Raw genomic sequence first — 14,175 nt, 5'->3', positions numbered from 1 at the left:
TCGGAATTTAAATCCCTGTCTGAAACTCTTTTGAATTTGTTCATCTACTGGTAGGTATGTCTAACTGTTCCTTGAAGGTTGCAACATCGATATTATTTTGGCGACGCTTATTCGCTGTTATTTTTACTAGTAGTTTTTTGCTCCCCAACTTGGGAAGCGAACCAGCAAGGGCGCAAGTAACTGAGTATTGTCAGTTATCATCAGCGGCGGCGCAACAAAAAGAAAGCTTACGTCTGTCAGCACTCAAAGGTAAACAAGATGCTCAAACGCGCTACCAAAGCATAATACAAGAACAGGCGCAGAAATTAAAGGAATGTCGCTCTCGAACTTGGCCGCAAACCCAAGCCCTTTGGTTACGCTTGTATCCCTGTGACATTCAGCCAGGAATAATCGATCGGGTTATGGATCGGATTGTTAATGGTGGCTATAACCAAGTTTATTTAGAAGTATTTTACGATGGGCAGGTACTATTACCAGCAAGAGCTAACCCGACGGTTTGGCCTGCTGTGATTCGCACTCCAGGGGCAGAAAACATTGATATACTCGCCACGGCAATTAAAAAAGGTCGGCAACGTGGTTTGAAGGTCTATGCTTGGATGTTTACCACAAATTTCGGCTATACTTACGCCCAGCGCCCAGATAGAGAAGGTGCGATCGCTCGTAATGGCAAAGGTCAAACGAGTTTATATGTGGTAGATAATGGCTCTCAAGTATTTATCGACCCCTACAACCTGCAAGCAAAACGCGATTACTACCAATTAGTACAAGAAGTTTTGCGCCGTCGTCCAGATGGTTTGCTATTGGATTACGTGCGTTATCCCCGCCAAGCTGGAAGTGATTCCATCGCCACTAAAGTTTCAGATTTATGGCTATTTAGTCCCGCAACCCAAGAAGCTTTATTTAAACGGGCACAGAATTACAAAGCGCTGGACTTAATTCGTCGCTTTTTGAGTAAGGGATTCGTCACTGGGGGAGATGTAGCGGAAGTTGATAAACTTTATCCCCAAGAAGGAGAACCGCTTTGGCAAGGACGTACTCTCCCACTAGCGCAAAAGTCAATCCTACCTGCAACCGATAGACAACCAGTTTTACAATGGGAGTTGTGGCAGCTTGCCGTTGCCCACGCTATGCAAGGAATTATAGATTTTGTCACCATCGCTAGTTACCCAGCAAAACAGCAAGGTGTTTCTACAGGAGTGGTGTTTTTTCCTGATGGCAACCAAACTGTAGGACAAGGGTATGATTCTCGTTTGCAACCTTGGGATCGGTTCCCCAATACATTAGAGTGGCATCCTATGGCTTATGGGAATTGCGGTAATGTTAGTTGTATCGTGTCGCAAGTGCAACGGGTTTTGAGTATGGCAAAACCGGGTACGCAGATAATCCCAGCTTTAGCCGGTCAGTGGGGAAAATCAGTTAGTAATCGTCCATCCCTAGAAGTGCAAATGCAAGCACTCCGCCAATTTGCCCCCCAACTGAAGGGAGTTAGCCACTTTGCCTATTCTTGGCAATATCCTCAGGATGATAGCGATCGCAAATTCTGTCGAGTTAAGTAGACTGCCTACAGAATTAGTGGAAAGGGATTGAATTTCCCTTTCAACTTATAGAATCACACACTTTACAAATTCATACCAAATATAGCGATCGCAGTCATAAATACAGCTTAAGTATATTGTGCAGCGAGTCGTTGGAATGCCGTCGGTGCTGGACTATCTGCGAGGTGCTGGCGTATCATCTCGGCACACGCACCTGGACTTAACAAAGAGGTATCCACTTCAAGGTCATAGATGCCAGGGATGTGGACTTCACGTTGCCATAACTGAACCGGATGTGGTATCGGGGAGTCAGATGTACTTCCCACGTTCCACCCTGTGTTTTGTCGTCGTTCCATAACGATCTCGATGGGGCAGTAAACACCTACGAACAAAACCGGCAATCCTTTCAAACGTCGGGCACTATCAGCCAGAATGGCCCGTTCTATTGCGTAGGCGTCATGGTGTCCGACATCAACCACGACATTCAGACCCAAACGGCTGTGGGCAGCGATAGACTCATACATAGCGCTGTACAGAATGGGAACAAGGGGTTCGATGTCCTGGCGTTCTCCCCCTGGCCGCAAACCGATCCCAGGCAGGTATCGTGCGGGAGTCATTTGCATAAATCTATCAACACCCAAATTCATCCACAGACCATCAAATGTCTCCTGAATCACTGCGACAATGCTCGACTTCCCCGATCGCGGGACACCATTCAGGATGATAATCTGTCCAAGATCCTGTGTCTGCCCCATGATTCCTCCTCGCATCCTTGCTTGATATATATAGTTAGCAGTTCCACGTTAGGGCTAAAATCTTGAATAGGCAAGAATTCAGGAGTCAGAATTCAGAATTCAGAATCAAGACGCGGTACTCTCCAACTCAATTTAAAGCCAAGTCCTCTGGTGTATTACAGTTAAATAGCATTGCGGGTTCTGCTAAGGGCAAAACTTCTACCGGATATTGCCGAAGCCACTGCTGAAACGATCGCTCCCCTTGGTTGATAAACTCTAGGAGTTGTGGCAAACAGCGACGGCGATAGAAACCACACAGGGGTTCCCAGCCTTTGGGATGAGAAGCTAAAGCTGCGATCGCATTATCCCCTACACTATCAAGTCTACTTGCCCAATCTTGCAACACTTCAACCCGCAACTTTGGCAAATCGCAAGCTAGCAACAGCACCCATTCTGTTTTGACTTCGGCTAGCCCTTGGGCAAATCCAACTAGAGGCCCGTGGGCTAGGGATTCTCCAGACAAAGGTACTTCCCGAATAAACTGGCAACCAGGTAAAAGCAAGTCTTGATAGCGTTCTGGCCAGGGAGTTACTACATAAATAACATCAGCACAGCTTTGAGCAATCCCACAAACTCGCTGTAACAACGACACTCCTTGAATGGGAATCAACGCTTTATCTTGACCCATCCGAGAACTTTTACCGCCAGCTAACACAATCGCTGTTAATGTACAGCAGGTCATAATTCTCACACCTAATTCCAAATGTCAATTTAATGCATAGAGAACTGTGCAACCTAAACTGTAATACACTAAAACGTAAACTACTTCGTCAGCGATCGCAGGTGAAAGAACCGTTGGAGCATAAGCAACCCAGCCTTTTTCTACTGCCCACTTGCCAACTGTATGTAACCATCTCCTTGGATCTGTCAATGGTAGTTCTGGCTCTGGCGGTTTAAACTGCCATAATGCTTGTCCAGTGGCGAGCTTCAAAGCCCACAGTACTCCGTTAATTCCAACGTAGACTACCTCATTAGCAATAACTGGGTACGAAGCCGAAGTTTCTGTTGCAAACCTCCAGAGTATTTGTCCAGTGGCTTCATCTAATCCGTAAATAGTATTGCTGCTACCAACACAAACGATTCCATTAGCAACAGATGGATAACTTAGATGTGGATAAAGTAGCGTTGCATTTTCTAGCTCAAATGTCCATTTTTGCTCCCCTGTTTTAATGTCTAATGCTACGAGAGCTTGTCCTTTGCTACCGCAGTAAACAATTTTCTCAGTAATTACAGGCAAAAAAGGACTATCTAGGATTAAGGGATAAGAAGGTTGAAATACCCACTTTCGCTGTTTTGTTTCCATATCTACACTTGTGACATATCCATCACTGCTGCCAAGGTAGAGTATTCCATCGGCAATTGATGGTGCAGAAGTTCGCTGATTGCCTGTAGTTTGTAAGATCCAGATTTGCTTCCCTGTGGAAGCGTCTAAGACATAAAGATAACCTTCGGGACTACCGATATATACAATTCCATTAACAACTACGGGAGAGTAATACTCTCCAAGCCCAATCCTTTCAGTTATTTTGAATTGCCACTTCTGCTGCCTTGTTTGTAGTTCAATAGCGTAGATGATGCCATCTGAACTACAGATGTAAACTATTCCATTAGCAACTGTTGGAGAAGCAATGTACCTACTTCCAGGGTTGAAAGTCCACCTCTGCTGCCCCGTCTGTGTATCTATCACATAGAAATTTCTTTTACCGTCCCCAATGCAAATCACTCCGTCGGCAACTGTTGGACAGGCAGAAAAATGAACATCAAAGCTTGTAAGTTGAAGCTTCCACTTTACCTCTTTGAAATGACGGATACCCGTTGTGTTGTATACACCAGTACGTTGAGGGTTTGCTCGGAACATTACCTTTAATAAATTATTGTGACATTTCTTGGTGCGTAATGTTGGGTTTATAAAAAGCGATCGCTTTTTCGATATCGCCACCAAGAGGAATAAATCGGGCTGATGTTTCCAAGTACAGGCGGTTTATTCATTGCTATGCGTCCGATGTTGCCAAAATTATCCTCTATTCTGACTTTTCTCAACTCAGCGAGTAACTTTTACCGCCAGCTAACACAATCGCTGTTAATTTGCTACATGAGTTAATAGTCATTGTCAAAAAAAAGAGGGTAAAAAACGAGTCAAACTAAATTAACCCCTGACGCTGAAAGTAGAATAAATTTATCTTCTACTTAAACCCCATCATGGCTATCCAAGAACTCGAACAACAACTCCTTCAGCTTTCCCCCAACGATAAACTGTACATCATCCAACTCCTTGCCCAAAGCCTAACCACACACAACAACATCCACCCAGATCAACCAAGCAAACTCTCAGAGTTTTTCCGTCAATCCCCCTTGGCTGAACTCACCGAAGAACTTGATCTGAGTCGAGATCGCACCCTTCCCCGCGATGCCTTCACCCCATGAACTACCTCCTTGATACCTGCGTGATTTCCGAACTTGTTGCCAAACAACCACATCAACAAGTTTTAGATTGGCTAGATGCCCAAATGCCAGAAACACTTTACCTCAGCGTCATTACAATTGGCGAAATCGCTAAAGGCATCAGCAAAATTACTGCATCTAAGCGCAAAGAATCTCTAACAACTTGGCTGAATGAAACCCTACCCAATCGCTTTCAACAAAGAATCTTAAGTATAGATGTTTCAACAATGGTGTTGTGGGGAAATTTAGTTGGGCAGCTAGAACAGAATGGGCGACCTCTACCTCTCATGGATTCTCTTATTGCAGCAATCGCAATTCATAACTCTTTATCACTTGTCACCCGTAACGAAAAAGATTTTGCTGGGATAGGGCTTGTAATGCTTAATCCTTGGTCTGTTTAGGGATCATCACTATACGGGGCCAAATGAGCAACCGCGCAGAAAGTTACGATCGGGACTGGATGACCTGCTGGCAACATTCTAGTTGGGAGAAATAAAACTATTTCACGCCCTCACCTGACTTTTCTGGACTTGCTGCAATAAATGCTCTACACTTTCTGCTGGTGCAAGACACTTCAAACCTTGGCAAACTAACCCAACGCTTCCCTCTGGTAAATCAGATGTGATGGCAAATGCAGCCGTTGGTAGAAATCTGGGGATCAGAGAGTTTATTTGCTCAGTGGTGCTGCGAATCAAGGTAGAATTACGATACCAATCCAAAGCTGTAAATAAACTAGGACAAGCTTGGGGAGCGCGATGCATTACACTCCTAAAAGCTTTCAAACCAAGTTCCGCTAAATCTAAATAATCTAGATTATCAGTGAGTAAGGTGAGACGGACAAGGTTAGCGATCGCAATTCCATTGGCTGATGGTGTCGCATTATCTGCGTAACTACGCTCTCTAACAATTAAATCTTGACTGGAATCGCTTGACGTGTTATAATAACCACCTTCTACACTCCAAAGAAATTCGTTAAATTCATCTTGGATAGCGATCGCATTTTCTAACCATTGCTTATGCTCAGGGTTGGAAGCTTGTAAATCTAGTAGAGCTTTAACAAACAAAGCATAATCTTCAGACTGCGCTAAAACAGTTGGTTCTCCTTGATAGTTGAGTCTCTGGAAACGCCCATCGACAAACTGATTTTCCAAAATAAAATTCGCCGCTCGTGCTGCTAATTCCAGATACAAAGGTTGTTGGAAAACCCCAGCAGCCTTAGCCAGCCCGGAAATCATCAAGCTATTCCAGGCGACAATCATTTTCGTATCTGTCACCGAGGGAATGCGACCTGGCCAGTTAGTAGTTTTTGCTTCCTGGTTGTTACAAGCAGCAGGAAAAGTTTCTAGCGACTCAGAACTAACGCCGTAACGAACTGTAAACAGCTTGCTCAGTGCCGTTTCCAGCGTTGAACTCAGTTGACCTGAATTCTTTCTTTGTAAAACATTACGTCCTTCAAAGTTGCCGTTAGGGGTAACAGTAAACTGTTGTTGTAATTCCGTTAATTCTTCAGGCGTTAACAGTTGTTGTAATTCGCTGTAACTCCAGACGTAAAAGGCTCCTTCTTCTGGTTCTACTGCCGTGGATTCTGTGAAGCTGTCGGCATCTTGAGAAGCATAGAAGTAACCTTCAGGCGCAGTCATTTCCCGCTTTAGCCATTGTACAGTACCAGCGATCGCCCTTTCAAAGGCTGGCTCTTGTACTCCTGCACTCCATAAAGAAGCCAGATACTCGACAATCTGTCCATTGTCGTAGAGCATCTTTTCAAAGTGGGGTACTGTCCAAGTCGGGTCAACAGTATAGCGATGAAAACCACCGCCTACATGGTCATAAATGCCGCCCAGCGCTAAGTCTAGTCCCCGTTGGGTACAAACTTGCTTGCCATCATAGCGAGATTCAAAATTAAATCGAGTTCCCCGCAGTGCTAATTCTGTGTAGGGAATCATCGGAAAACTGTTACCAGATTGATTAGGAGTAATTACACCTGTACTAGTTTCCCAACCTTGGCGGAGTAATTCATGGTCTTCAAGCTCAGTTGTTGTACCGTCTTGCAACACCGCAGACGTGAGCAGAGACTCAATAATTAAGGCTTTGCGTTGTTGTAATTCTTGTTTTTCTGTATCGTAATAACGGCGAAGCGCTTGCAACACCTGCAAAAATCCCGGACGACCATAGCGCGGGTCTACAGGAAAATAAGTACCAGCGTAAAACGGCACTAAATCTTCTGGGGAAAGAAAAATATTTAAAGGCCAACCCCCTTGACCGCTCATCATCTGCAAAGCTTGCATATAGATGCTATCGAGGTCTGGTCTTTCTTCCCTGTCTACTTTGATAGGAAGATAATTGGTATTCATGTAGTCAGCGATCGCAATATCAGAAAAAGCCTCGCCTTCCATGACAGTACACCAGTGGCAACTAGAATAGCCAATGGAAAGAAAAATCGGTTTATTTTGCGCCCTTGCAGTTGCAAGTGCTTCGTCACACCAAGGCCACCAATCAATCGGGTTTTCGGCGTGTTTGCGGAGATAGAGGCTCTTAGCTTCAGCAAGGCGATTAGTCATAATCAAACGCAAGTTAGTTGCCTTCTTTGCTCAGTCTAGCCTGTTCTCAGGCTTGTTAGTTTAGACAACTATGTACATTAAGTAAGAAACTCAACGAGCGAATTATCCCTTTGTTTTTAATATCGCCTAGTAAGTTGCTGTAAAAAAAATGCAGTTTTGTAGTTAGCGCTAACTACAAGGGAAGCATCTATATAATTGGGTTTATTTACGGTAACTTACTTATACCTGTGCAACTTCTGAAACATTCTTATTGAAAAGATCGCAATAGCAAGCTAACAATATTTGGTGGCGTTTCTTGCATAGGTGATGCTGTCTTTGTTTGAATTAAAGTGTTTGGGCTAAGTCCTGCTATCAGATGGAGCAAGAAGGTGATGATGGCGGCTTGTATAAGTTTTTCCAGCATGGCACGTCTCTTGTGAATGGATAGCATTTCAACTACGACTGGTTATTCTAAATACACCTCGTACTTCCGATTTACCGAATCTAACAAACATAACTTGATAAATGCCCAAGGAAATCCTAAAAAAATGTTTAAAATGTTACTGATAGTTAACATAATTCCCTAAGCAAGTCGGATTTCGGTTATCGGTATAATCAATACATCGCCAAGGTTGTACAGCAAAGTCCGAGATATAAGATTGGCGACAATTGAAGTTTTTTGATTTATTCTTCCTTAAACCGGGATATTTTCTTAGACAGCTTTTGTTGCTAAAAAGTGCCCTTGGAGGTTGAATCTATTGCAAAATCACATTTTGCTCCTTGGTTGAAAAAGACAGAATAGCCAAGATTTACTTATATCTACTTGGGAATAGTAGAGATCAGCCCCAGTTTCGTGCTGTCACCGATAAAATGTATTTAAAGTAGCCACAAACACGCTTCCATGATTCCTATCGTTATTGAACAATCGGGTCGAGGTGAACGCGCCTTTGACATCTACTCACGGCTGTTACGTGAGCGCATCATCTTTTTGGGACAACAAGTTGATAACAATATTGCCAACTTGATTGTTGCCCAACTGCTGTATTTGGATGCTGAAGACCCGGAGAAAGACATTTATATGTACATCAATTCTCCCGGTGGTTCGGTGACGGCTGGTATGGGCATTTTTGACACTATGAAGCATATTCGCCCTGATGTCTGTACAATTTGTACCGGATTGGCAGCGAGTATGGGTGCTTTTCTCCTCAGCGCGGGTGCTAAGGGTAAGCGGATGAGTCTACCCCATTCTCGGATTATGATTCATCAACCTCTAGGCGGCGCTCAAGGACAGGCGACTGATATTGAAATTCAGGCGCGGGAAATTTTGTACCATAAGAAACGGCTAAATGACTATTTAGCCGACCATACAGGTCAACCAATTGAGCGCATTGCTGAAGATACTGAACGTGACTTTTTCATGTCACCAGAGGAAGCCAGGGACTACGGTTTGATTGACCAAGTGATTGACCGTCACGCCGCTGGTAGCCGTCCAGCAGTTGCTGCTGTTAATTAATACTCACGATTGGTAAATGGTGATTTACCACTTTTAATTCCCTTAAACCCCAAAAATAACCCCTCTTCATAACTGAAGAGGGGTTATTTGACTTCAAAACTCGATTTAGAAGTTCAAAACTTGATTTAGAAGTTGGAAATCAAAATCCTGCTATTGGATCTGGCTGAGATTGGAGATATTGGAGGAATTCATGCAATTCCTCATCGGTTAGGAAAAACGCGATCGCTTCCCATAATTTTTTATGAGATGTTCCTGTCCTTGGTCTATTGTCCACCCTAGTCGCTGCATTTCAACGTCTGTTTGAGCAATTACCTCAGAAAAATTCACAGGTTCCATAGCTTCGTTACTGTTTCAAGAGCCTACGTTATTAGTCATTAGTTCTTACTAATGACTAATGACTAATGACCAATGACAAATCAAAATCCCGCTATTGGATCTGGCTGAGATTGTAAGTATTTGAGGAATCCGTGTAATTCTTCTTCAGTCAGCAAAGTCCGCCCGCGCTTACCGTAGGTTTCAATCAGATGCTCCCGTCCCTGTTCTGGTGTCCAGCCTAAACGCTGAAGTTCGACATCTGTTTTTGCAATTACATCCGATAAATCCACGGGTTCAGCTTTTTTCTTTCTCTTTCCTGTCAATGACGGGGTAGTGGCATTTTCTTGAGGGCTATAACTCCGGGGTGTAAATGGCGTGACGTTATTAGCAGAAATCGCCGGAAAAGTTTGATTTTCTGGCTGGTTATCAAAGTTTATTTCCAAGTTCTCAACTGGAGGATCGAATTCTAGCTCCTGCTTGGCAGTCATCGGAAAGTTTTGACCTAAATCCTGGCTATAGGTATCGTTTAGAGGCGCAGCATTACTGTACCCGTACTGTTCGTTACTGCTTGTTACTACTTCTGGTTTGATATTCCGTTCTTTGGAAGGCGGTATAGATATTTCTTTGTCGCTGACTGCTGGCCACTGACTACTAACAAAATCCTCAGCTTTTATAGAGGAATAAGCAGCAGGCTCACTAAATCCAGCTTTAGTATTCAAGGAAGGATTTAGCTGTGCCGGGGAAACTGGATTTGAGGTCAACACCACTGATTCTGGTGGCGCGTTTGTAATACCCAAAACTATCAGTGCCCTAGTTCTGGCTTGGTCTTCTGCGGCTTCTACTGTTTCTGCTGCTGCCATACCCGTAGCACGGGTTACGCCTTCAATTTGCACGCTTGCCCGAACAATATATTTTCCTTGAAAAATTTGCACTAATTCGGAAATCAAACTGCCTTTGGGATACAAGCTCTGGAATTGAGCCAACATAATACTGCTACCAATCTAAATCTTTTGGGGACTGGGGACTGGGGACTGGGGACTAGGGACTGGGGACTGGGGACTGGGAAAGAATTACTTTAATCCTAATCCCTAAGATCCAATCCCTAATACCCAATCCCCAGTCCCTTTTAAAGTAATATTCTTGCTTTGCCTTATTTATGTCCTAATTGTAGCAGTAGGTGTTTTTTGACGAAACTTTTGGCTAGTGCTAACTTGTCTGGGTAGTCTTGCTTGCAATGCTATACTGATTACCCAACTCGATATCTAGAACTATTTTCTGGAAGTGCGCTCTAAATCTACAATAATGGAGATAAGGTTCGCCCTCGCTGCTTATTAAGCTGCTTACCTAATTGTTACCGATTCTACATGTGGGAAAATTGGGTTCACCGGCAGTTCCTCCTAGTTAAAAATCAGAGTCTAATGGCGTAAAATTACCTTCTCTCTAGACAATCAAACACCTGTAGTTTCCACGCCACTTGCTCTACTTGGTGAGGTAGCCCGGTCTTGTTGTCCCAACAAAGAGGGACTACCGAACCCGGAGGGGGAGACCCCAGACGCTCGCAGACTCGCTAACGCTGCGCTATCGCTTTTAGTGTCTCCCCTTGGAGAAGACCGCAGTGGTTCCCCTGCATAACGCTTTTGGGCAGTATGGATTCTCTAAACCCAGCTTCTCAAAAACCCGTCGCGTAATTAACTAGCGGGGCTAGATTTTAATCAGGCGTGCAATCTTAAGTTTGGTTAGGTGAAGGAAGTTGAACGCAGGCGAATTCTGAGAGCATCGTGCAGTTAGAAGTTCGTAAACACCCAGAGTTGTCCGTGGGTCGGCTTCTTTGCCAAGGAACTGCGGGAGTAGTTTCCCACTCTTACTGGGTCGGGCTTCCTTTCCTTAGAACTGAGGAAGCTTGCTTCAGAGCAATTAGTTTCCAGCTTGTTTCTGTAAGCCGTGAGGGTATACAGAAAAGAACCAGATTAAACAACAAATGATGTTTTGACCAAAGGTCGGTTCACTGCATGGAATTTTCAATCGCTACACTCCTTGCCAATTTCACCGATGATAAATTGGTAGCTCGGAAGGTTTTAGAAAAGAAACTTGGCTGTGAAGATGAAAAAAGTTTACAAAAACTTCACATTGCCTTAGATGTTCTTGAAAAAATCGGTATTTTAGTGAAGGAACGGGGCAAGTACCGCCGTGTCTCAGAAGAGGGAATAATCGAGGCAAAACTCCGTTGTTCTAGTAAAGGCTTTTGCTTTGCTATTCAAGATGTGGAAGGCGCTGAGGATATTTACATCCGCGAAAGTCATCTGAGTAACGCTTGGAATGGCGATCGCGTTTTGGTGAGAGTTCTCAAAGAAGGCAGTCGCCGTCGCTCTCCAGAAGGGGAAGTAAAGCTGATTCTCGAACGTTCTAACCACACTTTACTGGCACGAATCAAGCAGGTAGAAACTGGTTTTAGGGCTGTGCCTTTAGACGATCGATTGCTGTTTGAACTCAAGATTCAACCTAACGAGGCAAAGTTAGAAGAAGCGATCGATCATCTGGTTCATGTGGAAGTTTTGCGTTACCCATTAGCACAATATCCTCCCCTTGGTCGAGTGGTGCAAATCCTCGGCAGTGATGCCGAAGCCGCTGCTGATATAGATTTAGTTACGTGCAAACACGACCTTTCCCGGACTTTTCCAGATAATGTCGTTGAAGCAGCCGCCAAGTTGCCCAAAAAGCTCCTGAAAGCAGACCTGAAAAATCGGCTGGATTTGCGTAATTTGTTTACTCTCACTATTGAAGGGGTAAATAGCGATACCAAAATTATCGAAAACGCTTTTAGTTTAGAAAAAAACTTAGCCGGAAATTGGCTTTTGGGCGTTCATATCACCGATGTTTCTCACTATGTCCAACCTGACGAACCCCTAGATAGAGAAGCACTCAAACGGGGCAAATCAGTGTATCTAGGAGAATTGGTGTTGCCAATCTTGCCCCCAGGTGTAGCTGAACGCTGTTCTTTAGTGCCTGGGAGCGATCGCTTAACCATCTCTTTTTTAATTACCATTGATCCCCAATCGGGAGAAGTGTTGGAGTGGGAAATTCAACCCAGTGTCATCAATGTAGAGACTGCACTAAGTACTGAACAAGCTCAAGCAATTCTTACAGGTGAATCTCAAGATAAATCTCCCCAGGTTTCCCAAATACTGCAAGACCTCCAAGCTTTGCAAACAGCTGTGAAACAGGTACGCTTGACTCGTGGTAGCCTCCAGTTGAATCTGCCGCCTAGCCAAAACGCCTATTATGATGAGGGGATTCTCGGCGCTGTGGTGGTGAATGATTTACCAGTGCGATCGCTACTCACGGAGTTGGTACTGTTAGTTAACCAACTGTTCGCAACTCACTTAAATGCTCTTGGTGTTCCCGCTATCTGGCGAGTCCAAGGTACTCCTGATGTTGAAGATGTCCAGGAAATGCTGAAATTGGCAGTCAATTTAGGCGTTGACCTCACATTAGATCCAGAAGTCGATATCCAACCCTTAGATTACCAACATTTGACCACAGCTTTTGCTGAATCTCCCTCTGAGCAAGTTCTTACTTACTTATTACAAGATACACTTAAGCCATCTGCATACAGTACCACCAAAGGATCTCACTTTGGTCTGGCACTACCGCAATATGTCCACTTTAGCGCTCCCTTGCGGCGTTTCCCAGATTTGCTGATGCAGAGAGTGTATTACACGCTACTCGAAAACGGACGCGATCGCCGCAATACCCGTGTCAGAGAGCGGGTTAACCTGCGCCACTCCTCCAGCCATGAGGAAATTAACTGGAACGTTTTACCCCCAGAATTGCAACAAGAACTGCAAAGCGATTTGACTAGGGTAATTGTCCAAATTAACGACCGAGAAAAAGAAGTCCAAGAAGCTGAAGCTGATTTAGCAGGACTGCAAAAAGCCCAACTGATGAAGCAACGCATCGGTCAGGTATTTCAAGGTGTAATTACTGGGGTTCAATCCTACGGTTTCTTTGTGGAAATTGAAGTACCAGCCGCCGAGGTAGAATCCAGCAGTAATCCTGGTGTGCCTTTGCGGGTAGAAGGATTGGTACACGTCAGTTCCCTCAAAGATGATTGGTATGAATATCGCGCCAGACAACAAGCACTATTTGGGCGCAAAAATCGCGCTTCTTATCGATTAGGCGATCGCGTCGCCGTGCAAGTTAAGAGTGTCGATTACTACCGTCAGCAAATTGATTTGGTAACAGTTGGCAGCGATGGCGTAGCCAAAAATTTAACTGCCAATGATTCCCAGGAGGAGCTTTCAGACCTCTACTTACCAAATGACATTGAGCCTGATGACCTAGATCCTTACTCGGAGGATGAGTAAAATTAAGTAAAACTTCCGTGTCAAATAACACTAAACCTTTAATTTTAGGCGTATCGGGCGCATCTGGTCTGATTTACGCTGTTCGCGCGATCAAATTTTTGCTAGAAGCGGAGTATAGTATTGAATTGGTTGCCTCTAAATCAACTTACATGGTTTGGCAGTCAGAACAGGAAATTCGGATGCCACCAGAACCAACCGGGCAAGAATTATTCTGGCGAGAGCAAGCTGGTGTTCCACTTTCCGGGAAACTCCGCTGTCATCCTTGGAGTGATGTTGGAGCCGGGATTGCCAGTGGTTCCTTTGCCACTCTGGGGATGATGATTATTCCATGCAGCATGAGTACAGTGGCAAAGCTAGCGGTTGGCTTGAGTTCCGATTTACTAGAACGAGCAGCGGATGTCCAACTCAAAGAAGGGCGAAAGCTGGTCATTGTCCCGCGTGAAACCCCTTTTAGTCTCATCCACTTACGTAACTTAACTTCTTTAGCAGAAGTTGGAGTTAGGATTGTCCCCGCTATTCCCGCCTGGTATCACAATCCCCAAACCATTGAGGATTTAGTTGATTTTGTAGTTGCCCGTGCTTTAGATCAACTAGATATTGACTGCATCCCAATTCAGCGGTGGCAAGGTCGTCGTTAACACCCTCAGTGGATTTATTGTAAATCTCACAATAGTC

Annotated in this window: 12 protein-coding genes and 1 pseudogene; 6 read left to right on the top strand and 7 right to left on the bottom strand. The window is 44.4% G+C overall.

The window, feature by feature from the left end:
- Positions 1 to 56 precede the first annotated feature (56 nt).
- Positions 57 to 1,556 (top strand): family 10 glycosylhydrolase, encoded by a 1,500-nt coding sequence (locus V7K61_RS22670; RefSeq protein ID WP_335056706.1) that lies wholly within the window; start codon positions 57 to 59, stop codon positions 1,554 to 1,556.
- Positions 1,557 to 1,663: 107 nt separating this feature from the next.
- On the opposite strand, the gene V7K61_RS22665 is transcribed toward V7K61_RS22670, so the two are convergent.
- The 3 genes from V7K61_RS22665 to V7K61_RS22655 form a co-directional block, all read right to left on the bottom strand.
- A complete protein-coding gene (locus V7K61_RS22665; RefSeq protein WP_335056704.1) occupies positions 1,664 to 2,290 on the bottom strand; it encodes a chloramphenicol phosphotransferase CPT family protein in 627 nt (208 codons plus the stop codon).
- A gap of 127 nt (positions 2,291 to 2,417) precedes the next feature.
- A complete protein-coding gene (locus V7K61_RS22660; protein WP_335056702.1) occupies positions 2,418 to 3,011 on the bottom strand; it encodes a molybdenum cofactor guanylyltransferase in 594 nt (197 codons plus the stop codon).
- A 24-nt stretch (positions 3,012 to 3,035) separates the two neighbouring features.
- Complete coding sequence (locus V7K61_RS22655) at positions 3,036 to 4,187, bottom strand: outer membrane protein assembly factor BamB family protein (protein ID WP_335056700.1); 1,152 nt, start codon at positions 4,185 to 4,187, stop codon at positions 3,036 to 3,038.
- A 341-nt stretch (positions 4,188 to 4,528) separates the two neighbouring features.
- On the opposite strand from V7K61_RS22655, the gene V7K61_RS22650 reads away from it, so the two are divergent.
- Together V7K61_RS22650 and V7K61_RS22645 are read left to right on the top strand one after the other, a co-directional pair.
- Positions 4,529 to 4,753: a hypothetical protein gene (locus V7K61_RS22650; RefSeq protein ID WP_335056698.1), complete on the top strand. Its 225-nt coding sequence runs from the start codon at positions 4,529 to 4,531 to the stop codon at positions 4,751 to 4,753.
- Entirely contained in the window at positions 4,750 to 5,172 is a 423-nt protein-coding gene (locus V7K61_RS22645) for a type II toxin-antitoxin system VapC family toxin (protein WP_335056696.1), read from the top strand. Before V7K61_RS22650 ends, V7K61_RS22645 begins: the two co-directional genes overlap by 4 nt.
- A 102-nt stretch (positions 5,173 to 5,274) precedes the next feature.
- Here V7K61_RS22645 and V7K61_RS22640 read toward each other — a convergent pair whose 3' ends face one another.
- Both V7K61_RS22640 and V7K61_RS22635 read right to left on the bottom strand, forming a co-directional pair.
- Positions 5,275 to 7,329, bottom strand: coding sequence for a thioredoxin domain-containing protein (locus V7K61_RS22640; protein WP_335056694.1), 2,055 nt, complete (start codon positions 7,327 to 7,329; stop codon positions 5,275 to 5,277).
- A 247-nt stretch (positions 7,330 to 7,576) separates the two neighbouring features.
- Positions 7,577 to 7,732 (bottom strand): hypothetical protein, encoded by a 156-nt coding sequence (locus tag V7K61_RS22635; RefSeq protein ID WP_179065022.1) that lies wholly within the window; start codon positions 7,730 to 7,732, stop codon positions 7,577 to 7,579.
- Positions 7,733 to 8,209: 477 nt separating this feature from the next.
- On the opposite strand from V7K61_RS22635, the gene clpP reads away from it, so the two are divergent.
- Positions 8,210 to 8,821, top strand: coding sequence for an ATP-dependent Clp endopeptidase proteolytic subunit ClpP (clpP, locus tag V7K61_RS22630; RefSeq protein ID WP_334827944.1), 612 nt, complete (start codon positions 8,210 to 8,212; stop codon positions 8,819 to 8,821).
- Positions 8,822 to 8,960: 139 nt separating this feature from the next.
- Here clpP and V7K61_RS22625 read toward each other — a convergent pair.
- Both V7K61_RS22625 and V7K61_RS22620 read right to left on the bottom strand, forming a co-directional pair.
- A pseudogene (locus tag V7K61_RS22625) lies at positions 8,961 to 9,154 on the bottom strand (hypothetical protein); the annotation flags it as partial.
- An 83-nt stretch (positions 9,155 to 9,237) separates the two neighbouring features.
- Positions 9,238 to 10,122, bottom strand: a complete 885-nt coding sequence (locus tag V7K61_RS22620) for a hypothetical protein (protein WP_335056692.1) — start codon at positions 10,120 to 10,122, stop codon at positions 9,238 to 9,240.
- A 1,023-nt stretch (positions 10,123 to 11,145) separates the two neighbouring features.
- Between V7K61_RS22620 and V7K61_RS22615 the strand changes: the two genes are divergently transcribed.
- Positions 11,146 to 13,500, top strand: a complete 2,355-nt coding sequence (locus tag V7K61_RS22615) for a ribonuclease R family protein (protein ID WP_335056690.1) — start codon at positions 11,146 to 11,148, stop codon at positions 13,498 to 13,500.
- A gap of 17 nt (positions 13,501 to 13,517) precedes the next feature.
- Positions 13,518 to 14,138 (top strand): flavin prenyltransferase UbiX, encoded by a 621-nt coding sequence (locus tag V7K61_RS22610; protein ID WP_334869478.1) that lies wholly within the window; start codon positions 13,518 to 13,520, stop codon positions 14,136 to 14,138.
- The last annotated feature ends 37 nt before the right edge of the window (positions 14,139 to 14,175 follow it).

The sequence above is a fragment of the Nostoc sp. genome (assembly GCF_036918015.1).
GTDB lineage: Bacteria > Cyanobacteriota > Cyanobacteriia > Cyanobacteriales > Nostocaceae > Nostoc.
Note: the sequence above shows the minus strand (reverse complement) of the source record. Positions and strands in the feature narration are given on the sequence as shown.